We start from the raw sequence: 22,260 nt of genomic DNA, 5'->3' as shown, positions 1-22,260 counted from the left end.
CATGGCCGGTAGCGGTTCCGCGCACCTGCGTGGCGAGCAGGCGCTGCTCAGCGTGCAGGATCTCGTCGTCGAATACCCCACCGGATCGGGAACGGTTCAGGCCGTCTCGAAGATCAGCTTCGACGTGCTGCCGGGTGAAACCCTCGGCATCGTGGGCGAATCCGGCTGCGGCAAGTCCACCACCGGCCGGGCCGTGCTGCGTCTGGACCGGCTGACGGCCGGACGGATCCGGTTCGGTGACGACTGGATCGAGGAGGCCGGCGAGAAGCAGATGCGTGCGCTGCGACGCGACATGCAGATGATCTTCCAGGACCCGGTGGCGTCGCTGAATCCGCGGCGCAGCGTCGGGGACATCGTCGTGGAAGGGCTCGCGGTCGCGGGTGTCCCCAAGGTCGAGCGGGCCGCGACGTCGGCGTCGGTGCTCGACCAGGTGGGGCTCGGGAGCGACCGCTTCGCCGGCATGCTGCCGCGGCAGTTGTCCGGCGGGCAGGCGCAGCGCGTCGCGATCGCCCGCGCGCTCGCGCTGAATCCGCGCCTGCTGGTCTGCGACGAACCGGTTTCCGCGCTGGATGTGTCCGTGCAGGCGCAGATCCTGAATCTGATCGAGGAACTCAAGGCGGAGTTCGATCTGACCGTCGTGTTCATCGCCCACGACCTCGGCGTCGTCCGCACGGTCAGCGACAATGTGATGGTCATGTATCTCGGGAAGGTGTGCGAGTTCGGGGATTCCGTCGAGGTGTACGACAACCCGGCTCACCCGTACACCCGGGCGCTGCTCGACTCGGTGCCGTCGACCGACCCGGAGAAGGCGTTCGCCGGGCCGGCGTTGGAAGGGGACGTGCCGTCGCCGTTGGCCCCGCCCGCCGGATGCCGGTTCCGCACCCGGTGCCCGGTCGCGCAGGACCGGTGCGCCGACGAGGAACCCGAGATGCGGGAGGTACGGTCCGGTCGGTTCGTCGCATGTCATTTCCCCCTCGGCGGGACCGAGGCGAATTCGAAGGAGAAGGTGTCGGTCGCATGAGCGGACGGGTAGCGGGCAAGGTCGCGTTGATCACCGGCGCGGCGCGGGGGCAGGGCCGCGCGTATGCGCTCCGGTTGGCGCAGGAAGGTGCCGACGTCGTCGTCGTGGACGTGTGCGGCAGAGTCGGTGACGTCGCCTACGCACCGGCGACCCCCGAGGATCTCGAGGAGACGGTCCGGCTGGTGGAGAAAACGGGACGTCGCGTCGTGTCCGCGATCGTGGATGTGCGGGACCTGGATGCCCTGCGCGGGATCGTCGACGATGCCGTCCGTGAATTGGGCCGTCTGGACGTGGTCGTCGCGAATGCGGCCATCTGCTCGGCCGCACCGTGGAACGAAATGACCCCGCAGATCTTCGAGGACACGATCGGCACCAACGTCACGGGAGTGTGGAACACGGTCATGGCCGGTGCACCGCACCTCGTCGAAGCCGGTGGCGGGTCTATCGTCCTGATCAGCTCGGCCGCGGGAATCAAGGTGCAGCCGTTCGCGATTCCGTACACCACGAGCAAGTTCGCGGTGCGGGGGATGGCCAAGGCGTTCGCCGCCGAGCTCGCCCAGCACCACATCCGGGTCAACAGCGTGCATCCCACGGGGGTCAACACGCCGATGGTGAACGACGGGGCCCTCGGCGGGCAGATCTCGCGTGCGCTGGAAGGCAACACCCGGCTCGGCGCCATGATGATCAACATGATGCCGATCGACATCGTGCAGCCCGAGGACGTCGCGGACACCGTGCTGTTCCTCGCGTCCGACGAGTCGAAGTACATCACCGCGCACGAGCTCGCGCCCGACGCGGGCGTGACGGAGTACTGACCGACCGATCGGTGCCCGGACCTCTGCGGCCGGCTCCCGCGACGATACGGGGGCCGGCCGGCAGGGTCAGCTCGCGCGGGTTTCGGGGCCGCGCAACCGGTTGTCGCAGATCTCGAGGAGTTGATGTGCAAGAGGTGGTGAGAGCCGGCTCCAGCGCGGGCTGGTCAGGATCGCCCGCAGCCGGTGGAAGAAGACGGTGGGGCTGACCCCGAACTCGACGAAGATGTCCTCGTCGGGGCCTCCGTCCCAGTGGCGCCATTTCGTGGCGAACGCGAGAATCGCGGTTTCGTCGGTCATATTGGGGTCCCTCCTTCGCGGGGTCAAGGGTTCGGTGGATGCGGGAGCGGTGTCGCAGCACCCGGGCCGACGTATGCAGCGGTCGCGCGTCAGCGCAGTTGGTCCTTCATCACCTTGCCGGTGGCGTTGAGGGGAAGCGCGTCGAGGAACTCGACGAATCTCGGAACCTTGAATCCGGCCATGTGCTCACGGCTCCAGGAGATCAGATCTTCCGCTGCCACAGTCTTTTTCGATACCACGAAGGCCTTGCCCACCTGCCCCAGACGGTCGTCCGGAACGCCGATGACCGCCACCTGGTCGACGGCCGGATGGGTGAGCAGGAAACCTTCGATCTCGGCGGGGTAGGCATTGAATCCGCCGACGATGAACATGTCCTTCTTGCGGCCGATGATGCGGAGCCTGCCGGTGTCGTCGATCTTCCCGAGGTCGCCGGTGTGCAGCCAGCCGTCCGCATCGATCGCCTCGGCGGTGGCGGGAGGGTCCTCGAAATAGCCCTGCATGACGTTGTATCCGCGCATGAGCACCTCGCCGTCCTCGGCGATGCGCACCGCGATGCCGTCGCAGGGCAGGCCGACGGTCGTCGCGATCTGCTCGAAGCTGTCACCGCGGCGCGACGCCGTCGCGGTACCGCCTTCGCTGAGTCCGTATCCCGTCATGATCGTTTCGAAGGGCAGTTCGTCGCGGATCCGCCGGATCAGTTCGACGGGGATGTCGGCGGCTCCGGTCACCGCGGCGCGCAGGGACGACAGGTCGTGTCCGCTCGGCGCGGACAGCAGCGACTGGTAGAGCGTGGGGGGACCGGGGAGCATGGTGACCTTCTCCCGTTCCACCAGTGCCAGTACCTCGTCGATGTCGAGGACCGGCACCGGCAGAACGGTTGCGCCCCGGATCATGGATGCGATCAAACCTGCTTTGTACCCGAACATGTGGAAGAACGGGTTGACGATCAGATACCGGTCGCCTTCGCGCAGGTCGGCCAGATCGCACCACTCCGAGAACATCCGGAGCGTCTGGGCGTGGTTCATCATCACACCCTTGGGTCGTCCGGTGGTGCCGGACGTGTACATGATGTCCGCGATGTCCTCGCCGTCGACCGCGCATTCGTACGGTGCTCCGCCGGAAAGGAACCCGGACTTCAGATCGATCACGGGGATGTCCTCCGGAGCCTGGAAGTCCAGGCCGAGGAACCCCCGTTGGACCAGGACCGCCTTCGCGCCGCTGCGACGGATGATGTCGTCGGCTTCCTGCGTCTTGTACCGAGTGTTGACCGGTACGAGAATGCCTCCTGCAGTAAGGATTCCGAATGCCGCGACGATCCATTCCGCGGAGTTCGGGGCCCAGATCGCGACGCGGTCGCCCTTGTCGATACCGATGGAGGCGAGCGCTCCGGCGGCACGCCGCACCCGGTCGACGAGTTCGGTGAAGGTGATCCGGAGGTCCCCGTCGACGACCGCTTCGGCATCACCGAAGCGGTCGCCGACGCTCAGGACCATCTCGGGGATGGTCCTGAAGGTCATACCCCGAGCAGCCTCGCGAGGTTGCCGCCCATGACCAGCTTCTGGTCCTCGAAGGGCAGATGCTGGATGTGGTCGATGTACGTCGTCGGCTCGGCCAGGCCCTCCGGGTGCGGGTAGTCCGAACCGAACAGCACGCGCTCGGCTCCGATGAGGGCGGTGAGCTTGCTGAAGTCCTCTTCCCAGAACGGGCTGACGTGGATGCTGCGCTTGATCGCCTCGACCGGATCCTGCATGCCGAAGCCCTCGGGGGCCTTCTTGTAGACGTCCCGGAGGGTTTCCAGCACGTGCGGGAGCCAGGAGGCGCCGTTCTCGATGACCGCGATCTTCAGCTCCGGGAATCGGAACAGCGCGCCGTGGCACACCCAGGACGCGACGGCATCCTGGATCGGGCGCCACTCGCTGACCATGCGGAACGCGTTCGTCACGAACGGGAGCATCTCGGCGCCCGTGCCGTCCCATTCCTGGTTGTAGCGGGCGTAGCCGCTGTCCGAGGAGTGCTGGGTGACGAGGACGTCGAGCTCGACGACGCGCTTCCAGAACGGGTCGAACTCGGGCAGGGCGAACGACCGGGGGCCACGGAAACCGGGGACCGGCGCCGGACGGACCAGGATGGCCTTGGCGCCGCGCTCGACACACCATTCGAGCTCCTCGATCGCCTTCTCGACGATCGGGAGGCTGATGACCGGAACGGTGAAGATGCGGTCCTTGTAGTTGAATCCCCAGGTCTCGTACAGCCACTGGTTCAGCGAGTGCACGACCGCGTGGATCAGGTCCGGATCGTCACGCATGCGCTCCTCGACGAGGCTCGCGAGCGTCGGGAACATCAGGGTGCGCTCGATCTGGAGCTCGTCCATCAGCTCCAGGCGCGCCGCCGGCTCGCGGAACGCCGGGATCGACTTCATCGACTTGCCGAAGATCTCCCGCTTGCTCTTGCCCTCGGGATTGCCGTTCTTGAAGTAGTCCTCCATCGCGCCCGGTCGCGCGACCACCTCGAAGGTGGGGTTGGGGATGTACTCGCTGATCTGGCCGCGGATCGCGATCTTCGTGCGGCCGTCGACCTGCACGTACTTGATCGTGTCCTTGTACTTGTCCGGGAGGAACTTGGTCAGGGCCTCCTCGGTTTCGTACAGGTGGTTGTCCGCGTCGAACAACTGATACGGCAGCTCTTTCCGTGCCATGGAATCCTCCCTTTCTTTGTATGAGAATCCTATTCTCATTCTTGGGGTGTGGCAATGCCCAGGCTCACGAGGTCCTCTTCACGAGGTCTTCAGGCCCCGGCGCACGAGGTACTTCTGCACCTTCCCGCTCGCGGTGCGCGGGAAGTCGTCCACCCGGTGCACCTGCTCGGGCCACTTCTGCTTGGCCATTCCGGAGCGGTCGAAGTGGTTGCGGATTTCGTCCATCGTCGGCATCGTCGCGCCCTCGTGCAGGCGGAGGACGGCGGCGGCACGCTCACCGAGCCGGTCGTCCGGCACCGCGACCACCGCGGCCTCGGCGACACCCGGGACCGTGAGCAGCACTTCCTCGACCTCGAGGGCGGCGATGTTCTCTCCGCCGCGAATGATCATGTCGGACTTGCGATCCGTGATCGTCAGATAGCCGTCGTCGTCGAGCACACCGATGTCGCCGGTGTGGTACCACCCGTCCTCGTCGAACGCCGCGGCGGTGAGCTCGGGGTCGGTGTAGCCGACGCACAGATCCGGTCCGCGGCTGAGGATCTCGCCGTCCTCGGCCAGGCGGATCTCCACACCGGGCGCCGGCGTGCCGTCGGTGAACAGGCGCTTGTCCTCCGGGGCGGTCGAGAGCGAACTCGTGATCGACGGGTGCTCGCTGCTCCCGTACGCGCGGAAGACGCAGATGCCCATCTTCGCGAGCCGGGTGGTCACGGCCGCCGGGACGGACGATCCACCCAGGCCCGCGTACCGCATGAACGGCAGGTGCTCCTCGCCGAAATCGGGATGGTCGATCAGGCTCGTGACGAAATAGGTCGCGCCGCCGCCGACGGTGAGTCCGTCGGACTTCATCAGTGCCAGGGCCTGCCCGGGGTCCCAGACGTCGGCGAGATTGATGGGCGACCCGTCGATCACGGGAATGAGGAAGGCGTTGACCATGCCGATGAAATGACCGACCGGTGCCGCGGTGAGCTGCTTGCCGCGATCGGCGGGGTAGCGGGCCGAGAGCTGGCGCGTCTCGCAGCCGAGGGTGCGGTGACTGTGCACCACTCCCTTGGGGGCGCTCGTGGTGCCGGACGTGAACGCGATCAGCGCGGCTCCGTCCGGGTCGGCCGCGACGATGCCCTCCATCGGTTCGTCGCTCAGCAGGTCGTCGAAGTCGCGGCCCACGACGCCGACGATGGGGACGTGCTTGCACAGGTCGGGCTGGAACTCGGCCCGCCCGAACCGTTCCACGGCGACGAACACCTTCGGGTTCGTCTGCTCGAGGATGTAGCCCACTTCCTTGCGTCCGTAGAAGTGGACGATGGGGACCACGGTCGCACCCAGGAAGGAAGAGGCCCAGAAGACCGCGGCGGCCTCCATCCAGTTGGGCAACTGGAACGCGATCACGTCACCCGGGCCGACCCCGCGGGCCCGGAGTCCGGCGGCGAGCCGGCGGGCGACCAGCTCGACGTCCCGGACGGTTCCCGACCACGGCCGCGCGGCCGAGTGCACCCGGAACTCGACATCGGGTGCGGCTGCGAGACCTCGGCCGAGCATGTCCCCGAGTGTCTCGTTCGTCCACCACCCCTCCTGCTCGTAGCGCGTGACCAGTTCGGTGGGGATATGCCGCATGCGAGAGCTCCAATGCCCGGGATAGGGCCGCCGAGGACTGCACGGAGCCTCGGCGGGCGTCGGTCCGATCGATTTTCAGCTGTGCGAGCATGTTATTCTCCGAAAATCAGAATGCCAATATCGCAACGGAGAGCAGCGCATGGTCGATCTCGAGCTTGAACAGGGCCTGGCGGTCATCACCATCGACCGGCCGGAGGCACGCAACGCGATCGCGCCGGAGACGATGGAACAGCTGGAGAAGGCCCTCGACGAGGCCGAGGGCGCGAAGGCGCTCGTGATCCGCGGTGGCGGCGACCGCGCGTTCGTCTCCGGCGGCGACCTCAAGGAACTGAGCAAGCTCCGGACCGTGGAGCAGGCGGCCGAGATGGCCCGTCAGATGCGGACGGTGTGCGACCGGATCGCGGCCTTCCCGGCCCCGGTCGTCGCCGCGCTCAACGGTCACGCGCTCGGCGGTGGCGCCGAGGTGGCGGTGGCCGCGGACATTCGGATCGCGGCCGACGACATCAAGATCGGCTTCAACCAGGTGTCGCTCGCGATCATGCCCGCGTGGGGCGGTGCCGAGCGGCTCTCCGCGTTGGTCGGCCGCGGGCGAGCGCTCATGCTAGCCGGCTCGGGCACAGTGCTCGACGCCTTCGAGGCCGAGCGGCTGGGTCTGCTGGACCGGGTGCTGCCGCGCGCGGCGTTCGAGGAGGGTTGGCGTTCGCTCGCCCGCGCGCTCGCCAACGACCCGGCAGGGGAGATCAAGCGGGTGCTGGCCGGGGTGTCGGCGGAGGAGGCGATCTCCGCCTTCGCGCACCTGTGGGTGAAGGACGAGCACTGGGCGGCTGCCGAGAAGGTTCTGAATCGGAGCAAGTGAGCAGGCCTCGCCTGCTTCGGGACGAAAGGCTCGCGATCAGCCGTAGTTCGACTGTGACGTCGGCCACATCTGGGGGTGGATCTCGTGTTGCTTCTGTGACCAGCAGGGGACAAGTGTGACCGACGAGGTGCCAAGCTTCGGGTAAATCGGACTCTTGAACGCGTCGCTGTCAAGCGCGCCACGCCGAAAACGCAGGAGCCGTTGTAGCCTGTGACGAAACCGTGATCTGTTTGTTACCGATCGGCGTTCGACACAAGGAAACCGTTTTGCGTTACAACCCGAGCAACACCCAGTCCTCCCCCGCCCGTTCCCGGAAGGGCCGAGTCGCCGGTGGGCTCGTCGCGATACCGCTGGCCGTCGGTGCCTTCCTCGGCGCCGGGACCGTCGCGGCGAACGCAACCCCGAAGGCCGCGTCCGTCGAAGCTGCGGGATGGAACCCCACGGCTGCAGCGAGCGTCACCGCACCGCAGGTGCTCGCCGTGCCCCGCACCGACCTGTCGGTCTACGTCGAGCAGCTCGGACAGGCCGCGCAGCGCGAAGCCGAGCGCCTCGCCCAGGAGAAGGCCGAGGCCGAGCGGATCGCCCGCGAGGAAGCGGAACGCCACGCCCGCGAAGAGGCCGAACGCATCGCCCGCGAGGAGGCGGCGCGTCGTCCGGCAGTGTCGTTCCCGACCGACGGCACCTTCACGTCGGGCTTCGGTCCGCGCTGGGGGACGAACCACAACGGTGTCGACATCGCCAACGCGATCGGCACCCCGATCCGGGCCGTCACCGACGGCACCGTGATCGAGAGCGGCCCGGCGTCCGGCTTCGGGCTGTGGGTGCGCGTCCAGCAGGACGACGGCACGATCGGCGTCTACGGCCACATCGACCAGTCGCTCGTCCGGGCCGGGCAGCCGGTCCGCGCCGGCGACCAGATCGCCACCATGGGCAACCGCGGCCAGTCCACCGGCCCGCACCTGCACTACGAGGTGTGGCAGGCCAACGGCACCAAGATCGACCCGGCGCCGTGGCTCGCCGCACGCGGAATCCCGATCCCCGGAGCGAATCGCGGCTGAGCGCCGCACCATGATCCCGTGTTCGCGGTAACGCGAATCCACGAACCGGACAACGGCGGCCGCCCCTCCATGACAGGAGGGGCGGCCGCCGTTCGTGTGTCACCAGATCTTCACGCGCGCTTCCGGTTCCAGATACAGCGCATCGCCCGGATTCACGTCGAACGCGTCGTAGAAGGCGTCGATGTTCCGCACCACGCCGTTGCACCGGAATTCCGGCGGCGAGTGCGGGTCGACGGCGAGACGGCGGGTCGCCTCCTCGTTGCGAACCTTGGTGCGCCACACCTGGGACCAACCGAAGAACACCCGCTGAAGACCGGTCAACCCGTCGATCACCGGTGCCGGTTCGCCGTCCAACGCGATCTCGTAGGCCTTCAAGGCGATCGACAGTCCGCCCAGGTCGCCGATGTTCTCGCCGATCGTGAAACTTCCGTTGACCCGCTGTCCCGGAAGGGCTTTCGGTTCGAACTCGTCGTACTGCGCGATCAACGCGGCGGTCCGCTTCCCGAATTCCTCACGATCCGAATCGGTCCACCAGTTCTCGAGGTTGCCGTCGCCGTCGTACTTGGCGCCCTGATCGTCGAAGCCGTGGCCGATCTCGTGGCCGATGACCGCGCCGATCCCGCCGTAGTTGGCGGCGTCGTCCGCGTGCAGGTCGAAGAAGGGCGGCTGCAGGATCGCGGCGGGGAACACGATCTCGTTCATGCCGGGGTTGTAGTACGCGTTGACCGTCTGGGGTGTCATGAACCACTCGTCGCGGTCCACCGGGCCACCGAGTTTCGCGAGATCCCGGTCGTACTCGGCGGCGTACCCGCTGCGGTAGTTCCCGACGAGATCGGTGGGGTCGATGGTGACGGCCGAATAGTCGCGCCAGACGTCCGGGTAGCCGATCTTCGGCGTGAACTTGTCGAGCTTCTTCAGCGCGGCGGTCCGCGTCTCGGGACTCATCCACTCGAGATCTGTGATGCTGCGCCGGTACGCCTCCTGCAGATTCTCCACGAGCACCTGCATGCGTGCCTTCGCCTCGGCCGGGAAGTGCCGCTCGACGTACAGCTTGCCGACGGCCTCGCCGAGCAGATCCTGCACGAGCGAGACGCCGCGCTTCCAGCGTTCGCGGTTCTCCTGCGCGCCGGTCATGGTGCGTCCGGAGAACGCGAAGTTCTCGTCCACCAGCGCTTCGGTGAGATACGGGGCCCGTGCCCGCAGCACCCGCCACGTCGCCCAGGTCTTCCAGTCGTCGAGCGACTCCTCGGTCCACACCCGGGTGAACACGTCCAGGAAGCTCGGCTGCCGGACCACGATCTCGGCCCACTGCGCGGGCGTCGAACCGAGGCCCGCGATCCAGCCGGACCAGTCGAAAGCGGCGTGCTCGGTGAGCAGTGCGTCGAGGGTGGTCAGGTTGTACGTCAGGTCGGCGTCGCGGCGCTTGACGACGTCCCAGTGTCCACCGGCGAGCTTCGTCTCGAGTGCGAGAACCCGCTGCGGATCGTGGTCCAGGCCGGCGAGCGCGAACATGCGGCCGATGTGGGCGACGTATTCGTCGCGGATCTCGGCGTAGCGGTCCTCGCGGTAGTAGGACTCGTCGGGCAGCCCGATACCGGACTGGGCGACGTGCATGAGATAGCGCTCGGAATTCTTCGAATCGGTGTCGACGTAGTGCCCGACGGCGCCGCCCACACCGACCCGCTGCAACTGTCCGAGGACGGCGGCCAGCGCCTCCCGGTCCGCCGCGCCGGCGATCGCGTCGAGTTCGGCGGCGATCGGGGCGAGGCCTGCCGCCTCGATTCGCTCGGTGTCCATGAAGCTGGTGAACAGGTCGCCGATCTTCCGGGCGTCGGAACCGGCCGGGGCATCGGCGGCGGCGGCCTCCTCGATGATCGTCCGCACGTCGACCTCGGCCTTGTCGGCGAGCGTGCGGAAGGCGCCGTCGAGCGCGCGATCGGCGGGGATCTCGTGGGTGGCGAGCCAACGGCCGTTGACGTGCTCGAACAGGTCGTCCTGGGCGCGGGTGCCCTCGTCGACGTGGCTGAGGTCGATGCCGGAGTGCCGTGCCTCCGAGTGCTGGGCGATGCTCATGAGCTTCATCCTTACACCGAAACGGGGACCGCTGCAGAAGGGTGCTGTCACAACCGGCGGCCTCGGATGCACCGAACGCGCCGATGACGGTTGCATACCGGTCGTACGATCGTGGACGGGCCATCGACACGAGAAGGATCTGGAGAGCACGGCCATGACCGCGGATGCAGTACCGTCGACGGAGATGATCGTCGATCCCCGATTCCTGCAGGTCGCCGATCGATTCTTCCGGATGTTCCGTACACGGTCGCAGGGCGGTGGCGCCCTGGCCGTCTATCTGTACGGGGAGCCGGTCCTCGACATCTGGGCAGGGTGGGCGAGCCGCGACCGGCGGTGGGCGCACGACACGATTGCGTTGTCCTTCTCGACCGGCAAGGGCGTGGCCAGCACGGTGTTGCACCGTCTCGCCGAACGCGGCCTGGTGAAATACGACGATCCGGTCGCCACGTACTGGCCGGAGTTCGGTGCCGCCGGCAAGGAAGCGATCACGATCCGCGAACTGATGTCGCATCGGGCGGGGCTGCACCGCGTGCGCGGACTCGTGCCCGGGCCCCTCGACCTGCTGGATTCGGAGGCCGTGGCCCAGGCGCTCGCCGCCGCCCCACCCGATCGGCGCAGACTGTCCGGGCCCGGATATCACGCGGTCACCTACGGCAACCTCGTCGCGGAGATCGCCTGCCGCGTGACGAATCGGACGTTCCCGGAACTCGTGGAGCAGGAACTCGCAGCACCGCTGGGTCTGCGCGAATTCTGGTTCCGGGTTCCGCAGAGCGAACGGCGGCGCCTGGCCCCGGTGTTCCCCAAGGTGAACCCGCTGCCCTCGTCGTGGAGCACCACCGCGCGGGTGATGTCGCGGATGCCGGGAATCCGGGGCATCGCGGAAGCGGGCATGGCAGAAGGCTTCGACGAGCTGATGCGCAGCCCGTCCGCGCACGACGCCGTGATGCCCGGCTGGAACGGTGTGTTCAGTGCCCGCGCGCTCGCCCGCATGTACGGCGCGCTCGCGAACGGCGGTGCGCTCGAAGGGGTTCGGCTTCTGAAGGAAGACACGATCGAGCAGATCGTCGAGGTGCAGACGCGTCGTCGCGACTACGTGCTCGGCATCCGGCCGAACTGGCGGCTCGGCTATCACCCCGGTTGGGTTGCCTTGCGGGAGCAGCCTTTACGCTCCATCGGGCACTACGGGTTCGGTGGGTCGGGCGCGTTCGCGGACCCCGACACCGGATTGTCCGTCGCATTCGTGACGAACCGGCTCGGAAGCAACCTGACGACGACGATCTCGGACGCGCGATTCCCGCGACTCGGCGGCGAGGCGGTGTCCATCGCGCGCCGAGTCGCGTGACCGTCCGGGTCAGCTCTCGATACCGAGGTTGATCGCGGCGAGAACCCGATCCGGCTGCCGGGACACGGTCGTCATCCCGGACTCGTCGAAGATCCCGTCCGTGTCGTTGCGGGTGTCGCGCCCGGTGTGCTCGGTGTACGGGTCGACGGCGGCGAAGATCTCGTCGTTGAGCGCATCGTCGAAGTACAACTGCGTGGTGAGCATCGTCGACTTGTCGATGTGAACCTTGACGTGGATGTGCACCGTGCGCCCCACGTACCAGCCCGGGAAGATGGTCGTGAAGTACGCGATGCCGTTCGCGTCGGTCACCTGGGCGCCCCGCAGGTACGTGCCGTCGTCCGTCATGGTGGCCTCGCGGTCGCCGACGCTGTACGAGCCGTCCGACGTCTCTCCGGAACCGGTCGGTCCACTATTCGGCGGTTCCATCCCTTCCGGCGGTTCCATGCCCTCGGGTGGGGTCATGCCACCAGGTCCACCAGGTCCGCCAGGGCCGCCCGGCCCACCGGGTCCGCCGGGCAGCGGCGTACCGCCGGGGCGTCCCGGACCCCGCCCACCGCCCTGGTTGGCCGCGATCGATCCGGATTCGAAGCCCGAATACACGCCACCGGCGTCGCAGTGCCAGATCTCGACAACCGCGTTCGCGACCGCGCTCGCGGAGCCGTCGGCGCTGCAGTTCTGCAGATCCTGCACGCGGAGCGCGAGCTGCAGTTCCAGCCCGGGGCGATCCTCCCGGATGTCGCGACGGATGGAGTCGACGTCGAACCAGTACGGCCCCTGTGTCTCCTCGCTGGTCATCACGCAGTTCGGGGCCTGGTCGAGGAGCGCCCTGAGCTGGTCCTCGATGCTGCCCGAGCCGGCGGAGGTCGCGTCTGTCGTCGCGGAGCCGGCCGTGGTCGTCGCGGTGCTGCTGCCGTTGTCGGTGCCGCACGCGACCGCGAGCAGGCCGCCGAGGCCGATGGTTCCGCCGAGCGCCAGTGCCCGGCGGCGGCTCACCCGTTTGCGGCTGAGCTCCACGTCTTTGTTCACGGTTCCTCCCGATATCGAAATCGTGACTCCATCGTGGCGTGCGGCCCTGGACGCCGGTCGTGAGATTCCTGGGAGGTTCCTGTGTGCGGGTTCAGTCGGAGCTTGCGGCGAACAGTTGAGCGTTCGCGTGGGCACGGAAGAACACCGTGCCGTCCTCGCCGGTCAGCCGCGCTTCGATCGTGGCCAGCCGGCGTCCGGCCCGCACGACCTCGGCCTGGGTCCGCACGTCGGGTCCGGGAGCGTCGGGGGAGCGCAGGTAGTCGATACCGAGGTTGAGGATCCGGTATTGCCCGCCCTGTTCGGGAAGGGTCTGGGCGGCGAGTCCGGCGATCGTGTCGGCGATGGACACGAGCACACCGCCGTGGATCGAGCCGTATCGATTGGCCATCCACTCGGCCGGGGTGACGCGGGCGTCGACGCGTCCGCGCTCGGAATGCTGCACGCGCAGGCCGAGGAGCGCGGCCAGCGGTCCCCGGGAGATCGTGCCGTCGGCGATGCCCTCGACGATGCCGAGCCCGGACCGTCCGGAGAGGGACTCCGGACCGTCCCACGGCTCGGGTTCCGGCACGCTCTGCGTTACCGCGTCCGGCAGGGTCTCGGCGTCGTCGATGCGTGCGCGTCCGACCGACATGGCCCGGCCGACGACGTGCGCGACGAGAATGTCCGATTCGTCCACGATCTCGGCTTCGGCCAGCGACGTTGCGTCGTCGGTGTGCAGGACCCGGCCGGTGCCGACGATCCTGCCGCCAGCCGGGAACCGGTTCGCCGCCGACACACTCAGCTGTGCGAGGACGGTGCCGACCGGCTCGCCGGCCCGATCCCGCAGTGCGGCGGCGGCCGGCGCGCCGATCACGACGTCGGTGAACACACCCAGCGACCCGATCGTGGTGACACCGCGATGATCGAACAGCCTCGGGCCGAGCGTCTGGGCGATCTGCGTGGAATCGGAGGAGAAGGCTTCCGGCGTGATGCCCATGACGGTGACGGGACGGTCGAGCGGGACGGTCTGGGTGCTGATGGTCACCCGTTCTCTCTATCACGGGTCAGCGGTGAGGGCCGGGTGGCGGCCCTCAGCGACCGATCGTCGCGTGCATCTCCCAGACCAGGACCTCGGCTCCCGTGGTGGTGCTCAGCCGCTGCCCACCGGAGTTCGTCAGGCGCACCGCGTCGCCCTCGGTGAGCGGTCCGACACCCTCGAGATCGGCACTGCCCTCGGCGACGAAGACGTGCAGGTACGGCGCCTCGGGCAGGGTCACCGTCTTGTCCGGCTGCAGTCGCGCGACCGACAGCCCCGCGTACTTGTTGTGGATCCGGATCGCCGTGTGGTCGCGGTCCTTCGCCATCCCGGATGCGACGGGCACCAGACCGCCGCGCATCAGTTCGTCGTCGATCTCGAGCTGTTCGTACCCGGGGGTGATGCCGGCCTCGTCGGGCATCACCCACATCTGGACGAACCGCACGGGGTTCGCGTGTTCGGCGGCACGCGTACCGGTCACGCCGTCGAGACGCCACGAGTCGTTCTTCTCCGAATGCAGAATCCCGGTGCCGGCGCTCATCCGCTGGGCCAGGCCCGGATAGATGACGCCGGAATGGCCGATCGAATCCTGGTGCACCAGGCTGCCGCGCAGCACCCACGTCACGATCTCCATGTCGCGGTGCGGGTGGGTGTCGAAACCCTTTCCGGCCGTGACGATGTCGTCGTTGTTGACGAGGAGCAGGCCGTGGTGGGTGTTGTCCGGATCGTAGTGGTGGCCGAACGAGAAGGAGTGCTTCGAATCCAGCCAGTCGATCTTCGTCTTCATCCGATCGGCTGCACGGCGGACGTCGATCAGAGGGGTCTGGGACATGGTGTTCCTCTCGGTGGTGCGAGCTTCAGCGTAGTTGCAGCGAGAGCTAGTGCTGCTCGTGCTCGGCGGGGATCGAACCGAGGCGGCCGGCCTGATAGTCCTCGAAGGCCTGGATGATCTCGGCCTTCGTGTTCATGACGAACGGCCCGTACATCGCGACCGGCTCGCGAATGGGCTTGCCTCCCAGGAGGAACACCTCGAGGGAATCGGTGCGGGAATCCTGCGTCGTGGAAGCACTCAGAGTGATCGAGTCGCCCCTCGGCCCGAACACCACGGTCTGTCCGGTACGAGCCGGTGCCTGCTCGGTGCCGACGATGCCGTCGCCGGCCAGGATGTAGGCGAGCGCGTTGTACTCGGGGTTCCACGGCAACGTCACCGAGGCGCCGGGCGCGATCGTGAGGTGGGCGAGTGCGATCGGGGTGTGGGTGACGCCCGGGCCGTGCACGCCGCCGATCTCCCCGGCGACCACGCGGATCAGCGTGCCGCCGTCGGGCGACGACGCGAGCGCGACGTTGCTGCCGGCGATGTCCTGGTAGCGGGGCTGGGCCATCTTGTTGTCGCGGGGGAGGTTCACCCACAACTGCACGCCGTGGAACAAACCACCGCTCACAACCACGTGCTCGGGCGGCGCCTCGATGTGCAGGATGCCGGCGCCGGCCGTCATCCACTGGGTGTCACCACCGGTGATCGTGCCGCCACCGCCGTTCGAGTCCTTGTGCTCGAGGATGCCGTCGATCATGTAGGTCACGGTCTCGAAGCCGCGGTGCGGATGCCACGGCGTTCCCTTCGGCTCGCCCGGTGCGTACTCGACCTCACCCATCTGGTCCATGTGGATGAACGGGTCGAGGAAACGCTGGTCGATCCCCGCGAACGCGCGGCGGACCGGGAAGCCCTCGCCTTCGAAGCCGACCGGAGCGGTGCGCACCCCGAGCACCGGGCGCGCGGGACGATCGGGGGCCGGGGCCTCGATCCGGGGCAGGGTCAGGATGTTGTCGACGGTGACCGCGGGCATTGCGGGCTCCTCCCGAAGTAATTGACTGTGCAACTACTCTAACCCGGGCGGTCGCCGGAATGTTCCCGGGCCGTGCGCGATGAGTTTCTGCGCGCCCCCGAGTCGAACCATGTGACCGCACCGACCGGCCCCGCAGCGCGGGCCGCGAATCTCAGGAGCCCACATGTCCCGCATGCTCTTCGCCAACCTCCCCGTCAAGGACGTCGCCGCGACCCGCGCTTTCTTCGACGCACTCGGTTTCACGTTCAACGAGATGTTTTGCGACGCGAACACCGCGTGCATGGAGATCAACGAGCAGACCTACATCATGTTCCTCGAGGAACCGCGGTTCCGGAACTTCATCAACGACGACATCTGCGACACCGGCAAGGCCCGCGAGGTGCTGCTCGCCGTCTCCGCCGACAGCCGCGCCGACGTGGACCGCCTCGTCGACGCCGCGATCGCTGCCGGTGGAACCGACTGGACCACGCCGGGGTCGGCGGAGATGGACGTCGACTTCATGTACGGCCGGGCGTTCCGCGACCTCGACAACCACGTGTGGGAGGTGTCGTGGATGGACGTCGAGGCGGCGGCAGCGGCGATGGGACCGCAGGCGGAAGGGGCCGCGCAGTCGTAGATGGTTGATCGTTCGGCGGGGCCGCCGAGGTGTCCGGTTGCGCCGGAGTTCGGCGGCCTTTGTCGGCGGGCTCCGGACCTCTCGATTCCTGTGTCGCTGTCGGGCCGATTATTTGATGTCGAAGTGGTCTGGCGCGAGTAATTTCCCCGGTGTCGGCAAATTACGTGCAATTTGTCGGTACCGGCGAATTCGCTGGGAATTTCCGGGCGGGAAAGCGCAGTTCCGACCGTTGCCGCAGGTGGCACCGGGTGCATCAATGAAGTTGGACGATTGTCCGAGTGGCCGAGCCGGGTCGTTGTCATGTAGAAAGAACGTCCACGCGAGTTGCCGTGATTCACATCACAGCGTTTGTGGAGTGAAATTGCGGTTATTTCGTTTGATGCCGCCGTTCGGGCAGGGGATCTTGCCGACGGATGCTCGGGAGCAGAAGGGGTTCGAAAGGTTTGTGCGCTGAAGCTGTGGCCGATGTCGCCGATCGATTCGCTGTCCGTCCCGGAAGCATCGTCCGTGCCGGGGGTACTGCAGGGCTGTCCGACGTACGTCGCGCGACCGGCGGTGCTCGCTCCGTCCGTGGAGGCAAATGCACCGCCTCGGGACGAGACGGCAATCGGTCGCGGGCACGATCCGAAGCCGGACGGCTGGGATCGGGGGTACGTGCCGCAACCGCCTCCGCCGCGTGCGTGATCGTTCCCTCCTGAGCCGTCACCGGATCGATGGGCGTGGCTCTCGCAGCGACGCTGGCGATCCTGTTCACGGTCGCCGCTGCCTGGATCATGATCTGACCCAACAGTTTTCACCTAAAGAATTCGAACGAGAAACCGAGAAAGCAGGAATCTGCACAATGACCATCGCCACCGGCTCCAGGACGTCCTCGACGACCGGCAGCGTCGCCCGTCCGGGTGCGATCAGCACCGCGGAGATCAAGGCTCGAATCGCGGCCATGTTCGGCGACACCGACGCCGAGGACTCGGACGGACGCCGCTCTCGTTCGAGGACGACGCGCTGATCGGTGCCGCACCCGGCTTTCTCGCCTCAGTCACTTTTCGTCGAAGGAGTGCCCGTGAACCTCAATGTCGCCTCGCTGCTGCTCGTCCTCGCCGGAGGTATCGGCGGCACCGTGACCCTGCAGGCTGCACTGAACCGTCGCGGCCGTCGGCGCCGCCCAACCCCGGGCGCCCTGTTCCACTACAACGGCTGATCTCGGATACCACCGGCGCCGAGCAGGTCGTGGATCACGACTGCTGACGGCGTCGGCCGGGTGATCAGTCGCGTGGCGGCGGGGTGGGCGGCAGCCCGAACTTCTCGAACAGATCGTCGTCGAAGAACGCGGTCACGTGCACGACGCGGCCGTCGACGATGTCGAGGACCTGCAACTGGAACGGGTGGTGCTGCCCGTCCTCGCCGCGCATGTACAGCCCGAGAGCCGGCTGTCCGTTCGCGACCGTCGGGATCAGGATCTGGTCGCCGGGCCCCTTCGCCGGGCAGTTGACCCGGATCAGCGTGCCGATGTTCTCCGCACCCTGGTACCAGCCCTCGAAAGGGGGCATCTCCCAGACCGCCTGCTCGGTGAGCATCCGGACGATCGAGTCGATGTCGTAGTTCTCGAAACCGTCCACCCATCGCTGGACCAGTTCGCGGGTCTCGGCGCTGTCGGGTTCGGCGAGTTCGTCCCGCGTGACCTCGGCTTCGTTGAGTTGTGCGCGAGCACGCTGCAAGAGGCTGTTCACCGCGGCGGTCGTCGTGCCGAGCGCTGCGGCGACCTCGGACGCCCGCCACTGCAGCACCTCCCGCAGCAGCAACACCGCGCGTTGCCGCGCCGACAGGTGCTGCAGCGCGGCAATGAAGGCCAGCCGGATCGAATCCCGCGACGTGACGATCACGGCCGGATCGGACGGGTCGTCGGAGTGGCCGTCGTCGGTGAAGGTGCCCGGTATCGGTTCGAGCCACGGCACCTCGGGGCGCTGGACCAGATCCTCCGTGGGATCCGAGCTCGGTGCGCCCAGGCCGGTGGGCAGCGGACGGCGTGAACGGCCCTCCAGCGCCGTGAGGCAGACGTTGGTCGCGATCCGGTGCAGCCACGTCCGCAGTGACGCCCGCTCCCCGAAGTTCTCGTACCCGCGCCACGCGCGCAGATAGGTCTCCTGCACGAGGTCCTCGGCGTCGTGGATCGACCCGCTCATCCGATAGCAGTGCGCCAGCAGCTCCCGGCGATAGGGATCCGCGCGGCTCATGAAGTCGGTCTCGTCGGCACCGTCCACCGACTCCGGAATGTCCTGTACTACGTCGAGCGCCTGTTCGGTCATGGCCCCTGCCCGCCTCGGTCGACACGAATGTTCTCGGCTACCCGACCGAGGGTAGTCGGCGGCACCGACAGAAACACCCCTCGAAGTATCTGTGCACGCCGGGTACCGTCGCACCTTGCGCAGGACCACGAGGACGCCGCCGCCGGCGCCGGACACGAGGGGGATTTCGTGCACGTTGCAGCGCACGTCGGTGACGGGCAGCATCCCGTCGGCCCGTACGCGGGCGGACCGCCGCCCGAGGCACTGCAGGTGGCCATGCCGCCGCTCGACAGGTTCGGCCCGGCCGAACTCGGCCGCGCGGTCGTCGTCGCCGTCGTCATCGTCATCGCCGTGCTGATGAAGGTGCTGGCCTGGCCGCTGCGGCCGGACGGTCGCGGGATCGTCGACGCGGCCGCCGAGGGTGTCGTCGATGCGTTCGAGACACTCGGGCCGACGTTCGTGAAGCTCGGCCAGCTCGTCGCGTCGTCGTCGGGTCTGTTCCCGAAGCCCCTCGCCGACGCGTGCCTGCGCTGCCTCGACGACGTTCCGCCTGTCCCGGCCGCAAAGGCCCGCGCGGTGCTCGAGGAGGATCTCGGACACCGGATCGACGAGTTGTTCGCCGAGTTCGACGACACCCCGCTCGCTGCGGCCTCGGTCGCGCAGGTGCACGCGTGTGTGTTGCGGGACGGGCGCCACGCGGTGGTGAAGATCCAGCGGCCGGGCATCCGTCACCGCATGCTCGTCGATCTGCGCGCCGCGTACGCCGGTGCGCGGCTGTTGCAGGTGTTCGAGTTCTTCCGGATCGCGAATGCACCGGCGATCATCCGGGACCTCTACTCCGCGACCATGACCGAACTGAACAGCGCCGTCGAAGCGGACCGGCAGTCGCGGTTCCGGGACAGGATCGGCGCGTTCGGTGACAACAAGGGTGTCACCACCCCCGAGGTGTACTGGGACTACTGCGGTCCGCGGGTGATCTGCATGGAACGCCTGTACGGGATTCCGATGGACCGCGTCGCCGCGGATCCGGACAGCGGCATCGACACGCGGCTGCTGATCCGGCGCGGGGTCAAGGTGTGGATCGAATCGGTCGTGCTGCACGGCCCGTTCCACGGTGACGTCCACGCCGGAAACCTGTGGCTGCTCGACGACGGCCGGCTCGCGCTCCTCGATTTCGGGATCGTCGGTGAGCTGCCCGAGCCCTGGCGGGTGATCCTCAGGGATCTGTTCCATGCCACCGCGGTCGACGGCGATTTCGCCAGCGTGGCGCGCGGGATCCGCGAACTCGGCTACGGAACCGGGACGGATCTCGACGACGAGATGTTGGGGTTGGAGGTCGCCGAGGCGCTCGCACCGCTCTTGGGAGGGGAGTTGGGGGAACTGCGGCTGAGCGACCTGATCATGGCGTTGATCCGGCTCGGCAAACGGTGGGGTGTCGCGAGCCCGGAGGAAATGGTGCTGTTCGGCAAGCAGCTCGGGTACTTCGAGCGTTATGCGCGGGCGCTGGCGCCGGGCTGGGTGCTCGGCCAGGACCTGTACCTGTTCCGCAACATCTTCCCGGAGGACGTTGCGATAGGCGCGGCCGAATCGGGCATTAGCCTGCCCGACTGATCAACAACGTTCGCGGCTCTTTACAGGTCCCGCCGGCTCCCCTAATTTTAACGATCGTTCGACTCAACTTTTCGGGAAGGGATCTCCTCGCCATGAGCACCGCGAACGACGTCGTAGTCAGCACCCGCAAGGGCAACGTCGTCACCTGGACGATCAACCTCCCGGACCTGCGCAATCCCATCTCCGGTGACGACGTCGTCGAACGCCTCGTCGAACTGGTCGACGAGGCGAACGCCGACATCGAGACCCGCGTCGTGATCCTGACCGGCGCCGGCAGCGCGTTCTCCGCCGGCGGCAACGTCAAGGACATGGTCGACCGCACCGGCATGTTCGCCGGCGCGCCGCACGCGCTGCGCGAGGGCTACCGCCGCGGCATCCAGCGCCTGCCGAAGGCCATTTACCACTGCGAGGTTCCGATCATCGCGGCCGTCAACGGCCCCGCGGTCGGAGCCGGCTGCGACCTGGCGATGATGTGCGACATGCGGATTGCGTCGAACACCGCGTTCTTCGCCGAGAGCTTCGTCAAGCTCGGAATCATCCCCGGTGACGGCGGCGCCTGGCTGCTGCCGCGCGCGATCGGTGCGGCCCGCGCCGCCGAGATGGCGTTCACCGGGGATCGCGTCGACGCGGCCACCGCCCTCGACTGGGGCATGGTTTCGCGTGTCGTCGAGCCGGAGAACCTGCTCGACGCCGCCCACGAACTCGCCGAGCGTGTCGCCGTCAACCCGCCGAACGCCCTGCGTATGACCAAGAAGCTTCTGCGCGAAGGCCAGCGCGTCGACCTCGACACGCTGCTCGAGCTCTCCGCCTCGCTGCAGGCGCTGTCCCACCACACCGCCGATCACCGGGAAGCACTGTCCGCCTTCCTCGAACGCCGCACCGGGAACTTCACCGGCGAGTGACCCCGGCACCGCCCACACTTTCGACAAGGACGATCACATGAAGCGCACAATTCTCACCGAAGAGCACGAGCAGTTCCGGAAGATGGTGCGCGACTTCATCGAACGTGAAGTCGCACCGCACCGCGAGGAATGGGACGAGATCGGCCACCCGCCCCGCGAATTCTTCAAGCGCCTCGGCGAACTCGGCATCCTCGGTATCCAGGTCCCCGAAGAATTCGGTGGCGGTGGCGAGTCCAGCTTCGTGTACAACACCATCGTGTTCGAGGAGGTCGCCCGAGCGGGAGTCTCCTTCGGCGGCTACACCGTTCACGCGTGCCTGATCCTGCCGTATCTGCTCGAGTACGCCACCGAGGAGCAGAAGAAGCGCTGGCTGCCGGGCTTCGCGGACGGCTCGATCATGACCGCCATCGCGATGACCGAACCCGGCACCGGGTCCGACCTGGCGAATATCGCCACCACCGCGAAGCTGTCCGAGGACGGCAGCCACTACATCATCAACGGCGCCAAGACGTTCATCACCGGCGGAGCCACCGCCGACCTGATCCTCACCGTGTGCCGAACCTCGCCGTTCGATCCCGAGAACCGGCGCGGTGGCCTGTCCATCATTGCGGTTCCGACTGCGAACGAAGGCTTTTCGGTCGGACGCAAGCTCAAGAAGCTCGGCCTGCACCAGCAGGACACCGCCGAGCTGTCCTACAGCGACGTCAAGGTCCCCGTCGAGAACCTCCTCGGCGAGGAGGGCAAGGGCTTCTCGTACCTGACCCACAACCTGCCGCAGGAACGCCTGAGCATCGCCCTGAACCAGGTCGGGTTCGCCGAGGCCGCGATCGCGCACGCGATCGCCTACACCTCGGACCGCAAGGTGTTCGGCAAGCCCGTCGCCGCGTTCCAGAACACCAAGTTCGTTCTCGCCGAATGCTCGGCCGAGACCCAGATGGCCCGCGTCTACGTCGACCACTGCCTCGAACTGCTCGACCGCAAGGAGCTGACGGTCGCCGACGCGGCGCGCGCCAAGCTCGTGTGCACCGAGGTCGCCGGGCGGGTCATCGACAAGTGCCTGCAGCTGCACGGCGGCTACGGCTACATCACCGAGTACCCCATCGCCCGCCTGTACGCGGACACCCGCGTCACCCGCATCTACGGCGGCACCAGCGAGGTCATGAAGACGATCATCTCCAAGGATCTGGGGCTGTAGG

21 protein-coding genes are annotated in these 22,260 nt (G+C 67.5%); 11 read left to right on the top strand and 10 right to left on the bottom strand.

The window, feature by feature from the left end; all coding sequences use genetic code 11:
* The first annotated feature begins 1 nt into the window (after position 1).
* Both ACN675_RS07630 and ACN675_RS07625 read left to right on the top strand, forming a co-directional pair.
* On the top strand, positions 2-1,021 hold the full coding sequence (locus ACN675_RS07630; protein WP_420750273.1) for an ABC transporter ATP-binding protein: 1,020 nt from the start codon (positions 2-4) through the stop codon (positions 1,019-1,021).
* Positions 1,018-1,836: a mycofactocin-coupled SDR family oxidoreductase gene (locus ACN675_RS07625; RefSeq protein ID WP_420750272.1), complete on the top strand. Its 819-nt coding sequence runs from the start codon at positions 1,018-1,020 to the stop codon at positions 1,834-1,836. Before ACN675_RS07630 ends, ACN675_RS07625 begins: the two co-directional genes overlap by 4 nt.
* A gap of 66 nt (positions 1,837-1,902) precedes the next feature.
* On the opposite strand, the gene ACN675_RS07620 is transcribed toward ACN675_RS07625, so the two are convergent.
* From ACN675_RS07620 to ACN675_RS07605, 4 genes are all read right to left on the bottom strand, one after another.
* Complete coding sequence (locus tag ACN675_RS07620; protein ID WP_420750271.1) at positions 1,903-2,133, bottom strand: DUF3263 domain-containing protein; 231 nt, start codon at positions 2,131-2,133, stop codon at positions 1,903-1,905.
* 89 nt (positions 2,134-2,222) lie between these two features.
* Positions 2,223-3,650 carry a FadD3 family acyl-CoA ligase gene (locus ACN675_RS07615; protein WP_420750270.1) on the bottom strand — a complete coding sequence of 476 codons (1,428 nt, stop codon included), beginning with the start codon at positions 3,648-3,650 and terminating at the stop codon, positions 2,223-2,225.
* Positions 3,647-4,828 carry an amidohydrolase family protein gene (locus ACN675_RS07610; protein ID WP_420750269.1) on the bottom strand — a complete coding sequence of 394 codons (1,182 nt, stop codon included), beginning with the start codon at positions 4,826-4,828 and terminating at the stop codon, positions 3,647-3,649. Before ACN675_RS07610 ends, ACN675_RS07615 begins: the two co-directional genes overlap by 4 nt.
* Positions 4,829-4,906: 78 nt before the next feature.
* Positions 4,907-6,439, bottom strand: coding sequence for an AMP-binding protein (locus tag ACN675_RS07605; protein ID WP_420750268.1), 1,533 nt, complete (start codon positions 6,437-6,439; stop codon positions 4,907-4,909).
* Positions 6,440-6,578: 139 nt separating this feature from the next.
* Between ACN675_RS07605 and ACN675_RS07600 the strand changes: the two genes are divergently transcribed.
* Positions 6,579-7,295 (top strand): enoyl-CoA hydratase/isomerase family protein, encoded by a 717-nt coding sequence (locus ACN675_RS07600; RefSeq protein WP_420750267.1) that lies wholly within the window; start codon positions 6,579-6,581, stop codon positions 7,293-7,295.
* Positions 7,296-7,639: 344 nt separating this feature from the next.
* Positions 7,640-8,353, top strand: coding sequence for a M23 family metallopeptidase (locus tag ACN675_RS07595; RefSeq protein ID WP_420750297.1), 714 nt, complete (start codon positions 7,640-7,642; stop codon positions 8,351-8,353).
* 99 nt (positions 8,354-8,452) lie between these two features.
* On the opposite strand, the gene ACN675_RS07590 is transcribed toward ACN675_RS07595, so the two are convergent.
* Complete coding sequence (locus tag ACN675_RS07590) at positions 8,453-10,426, bottom strand: M13 family metallopeptidase (RefSeq protein ID WP_420750266.1); 1,974 nt, start codon at positions 10,424-10,426, stop codon at positions 8,453-8,455.
* Positions 10,427-10,580: 154 nt separating this feature from the next.
* Here ACN675_RS07590 and ACN675_RS07585 point away from each other — a divergent pair, with 154 nt between their 5' ends.
* A complete protein-coding gene (locus ACN675_RS07585; RefSeq protein ID WP_420750265.1) occupies positions 10,581-11,768 on the top strand; it encodes a serine hydrolase domain-containing protein in 1,188 nt (395 codons plus the stop codon).
* 9 nt (positions 11,769-11,777) lie between these two features.
* On the opposite strand, the gene ACN675_RS07580 is transcribed toward ACN675_RS07585, so the two are convergent.
* From ACN675_RS07580 to ACN675_RS07565, 4 genes are all read right to left on the bottom strand, one after another.
* Complete coding sequence (locus ACN675_RS07580; RefSeq protein ID WP_420750264.1) at positions 11,778-12,794, bottom strand: protocatechuate dioxygenase; 1,017 nt, start codon at positions 12,792-12,794, stop codon at positions 11,778-11,780.
* Between the two features lie 91 nt (positions 12,795-12,885).
* Positions 12,886-13,818: a PaaI family thioesterase gene (locus tag ACN675_RS07575; protein ID WP_420750263.1), complete on the bottom strand. Its 933-nt coding sequence runs from the start codon at positions 13,816-13,818 to the stop codon at positions 12,886-12,888.
* Positions 13,819-13,864: 46 nt separating this feature from the next.
* On the bottom strand, positions 13,865-14,641 hold the full coding sequence (locus ACN675_RS07570; protein ID WP_420750262.1) for a pirin family protein: 777 nt from the start codon (positions 14,639-14,641) through the stop codon (positions 13,865-13,867).
* Between the two features lie 46 nt (positions 14,642-14,687).
* On the bottom strand, positions 14,688-15,653 hold the full coding sequence (locus tag ACN675_RS07565; protein WP_420750261.1) for a pirin family protein: 966 nt from the start codon (positions 15,651-15,653) through the stop codon (positions 14,688-14,690).
* A gap of 163 nt (positions 15,654-15,816) precedes the next feature.
* On the opposite strand from ACN675_RS07565, the gene ACN675_RS07560 reads away from it, so the two are divergent.
* From ACN675_RS07560 to ACN675_RS07550, 3 genes are all read left to right on the top strand, one after another.
* Entirely contained in the window at positions 15,817-16,269 is a 453-nt protein-coding gene (locus ACN675_RS07560; protein WP_420750260.1) for a VOC family protein, read from the top strand.
* A gap of 841 nt (positions 16,270-17,110) precedes the next feature.
* On the top strand, positions 17,111-17,275 hold the full coding sequence (locus ACN675_RS07555; RefSeq protein WP_420750259.1) for a hypothetical protein: 165 nt from the start codon (positions 17,111-17,113) through the stop codon (positions 17,273-17,275).
* A gap of 54 nt (positions 17,276-17,329) precedes the next feature.
* The gene (locus tag ACN675_RS07550; RefSeq protein WP_420750258.1) at positions 17,330-17,467 is read left to right on the top strand and encodes a hypothetical protein; all 138 of its coding nucleotides are present in this window, start codon (positions 17,330-17,332) and stop codon (positions 17,465-17,467) included.
* A 64-nt stretch (positions 17,468-17,531) separates the two neighbouring features.
* On the opposite strand, the gene ACN675_RS07545 is transcribed toward ACN675_RS07550, so the two are convergent.
* Complete coding sequence (locus ACN675_RS07545; protein WP_420750257.1) at positions 17,532-18,572, bottom strand: sigma-70 family RNA polymerase sigma factor; 1,041 nt, start codon at positions 18,570-18,572, stop codon at positions 17,532-17,534.
* A gap of 255 nt (positions 18,573-18,827) precedes the next feature.
* On the opposite strand from ACN675_RS07545, the gene ACN675_RS07540 reads away from it, so the two are divergent.
* The 3 genes from ACN675_RS07540 (at position 18,828) to ACN675_RS07530 (ending at position 22,259) form a co-directional block, all read left to right on the top strand.
* Positions 18,828-20,162: an ABC1 kinase family protein gene (locus tag ACN675_RS07540; RefSeq protein ID WP_420750296.1), complete on the top strand. Its 1,335-nt coding sequence runs from the start codon at positions 18,828-18,830 to the stop codon at positions 20,160-20,162.
* Positions 20,163-20,254: 92 nt separating this feature from the next.
* Positions 20,255-21,064, top strand: coding sequence for a crotonase/enoyl-CoA hydratase family protein (locus ACN675_RS07535; protein WP_420750256.1), 810 nt, complete (start codon positions 20,255-20,257; stop codon positions 21,062-21,064).
* Between the two features lie 37 nt (positions 21,065-21,101).
* Positions 21,102-22,259 carry an acyl-CoA dehydrogenase family protein gene (locus ACN675_RS07530; RefSeq protein ID WP_420750255.1) on the top strand — a complete coding sequence of 386 codons (1,158 nt, stop codon included), beginning with the start codon at positions 21,102-21,104 and terminating at the stop codon, positions 22,257-22,259.
* Position 22,260 lies beyond the last annotated feature (1 nt).

Source organism: Rhodococcus sp. O3 (genome assembly GCF_048897285.1).
GTDB lineage: Bacteria > Actinomycetota > Actinomycetes > Mycobacteriales > Mycobacteriaceae > Rhodococcus.
This window is presented reverse-complemented; position numbering and strand designations above follow the sequence as displayed.

What these genes read in the sequence shown, in the direction of transcription:
- ACN675_RS07620 (WP_420750271.1), bottom strand. Translation starts at nt 2,133, where the DNA reads ATGACCGACGAAACCGCGATTCTCGCGTTCGCCACGAAATGGCGCCAC.
- ACN675_RS07585 (WP_420750265.1), top strand. Translation starts at nt 10,581, where the DNA reads ATGACCGCGGATGCAGTACCGTCGACGGAGATGATCGTCGATCCCCGA.
- ACN675_RS07615 (WP_420750270.1), bottom strand. Translation starts at nt 3,650, where the DNA reads ATGACCTTCAGGACCATCCCCGAGATGGTCCTGAGCGTCGGCGACCGC.
- ACN675_RS07530 (WP_420750255.1), top strand. Translation starts at nt 21,102, where the DNA reads ATGAAGCGCACAATTCTCACCGAAGAGCACGAGCAGTTCCGGAAGATG.
- ACN675_RS07600 (WP_420750267.1), top strand. Translation starts at nt 6,579, where the DNA reads ATGGTCGATCTCGAGCTTGAACAGGGCCTGGCGGTCATCACCATCGAC.
- ACN675_RS07570 (WP_420750262.1), bottom strand. Translation starts at nt 14,641, where the DNA reads ATGTCCCAGACCCCTCTGATCGACGTCCGCCGTGCAGCCGATCGGATG.
- ACN675_RS07625 (WP_420750272.1), top strand. Translation starts at nt 1,018, where the DNA reads ATGAGCGGACGGGTAGCGGGCAAGGTCGCGTTGATCACCGGCGCGGCG.
- ACN675_RS07535 (WP_420750256.1), top strand. Translation starts at nt 20,255, where the DNA reads ATGAGCACCGCGAACGACGTCGTAGTCAGCACCCGCAAGGGCAACGTC.
- ACN675_RS07560 (WP_420750260.1), top strand. Translation starts at nt 15,817, where the DNA reads ATGTCCCGCATGCTCTTCGCCAACCTCCCCGTCAAGGACGTCGCCGCG.
- ACN675_RS07605 (WP_420750268.1), bottom strand. Translation starts at nt 6,439, where the DNA reads ATGCGGCATATCCCCACCGAACTGGTCACGCGCTACGAGCAGGAGGGG.
- ACN675_RS07540 (WP_420750296.1), top strand. Translation starts at nt 18,828, where the DNA reads ATGCCGCCGCTCGACAGGTTCGGCCCGGCCGAACTCGGCCGCGCGGTC.
- ACN675_RS07590 (WP_420750266.1), bottom strand. Translation starts at nt 10,426, where the DNA reads ATGAGCATCGCCCAGCACTCGGAGGCACGGCACTCCGGCATCGACCTC.
- ACN675_RS07545 (WP_420750257.1), bottom strand. Translation starts at nt 18,572, where the DNA reads ATGACCGAACAGGCGCTCGACGTAGTACAGGACATTCCGGAGTCGGTG.
- ACN675_RS07610 (WP_420750269.1), bottom strand. Translation starts at nt 4,828, where the DNA reads ATGGCACGGAAAGAGCTGCCGTATCAGTTGTTCGACGCGGACAACCAC.
- ACN675_RS07555 (WP_420750259.1), top strand. Translation starts at nt 17,111, where the DNA reads ATGACCATCGCCACCGGCTCCAGGACGTCCTCGACGACCGGCAGCGTC.
- ACN675_RS07630 (WP_420750273.1), top strand. Translation starts at nt 2, where the DNA reads ATGGCCGGTAGCGGTTCCGCGCACCTGCGTGGCGAGCAGGCGCTGCTC.
- ACN675_RS07565 (WP_420750261.1), bottom strand. Translation starts at nt 15,653, where the DNA reads ATGCCCGCGGTCACCGTCGACAACATCCTGACCCTGCCCCGGATCGAG.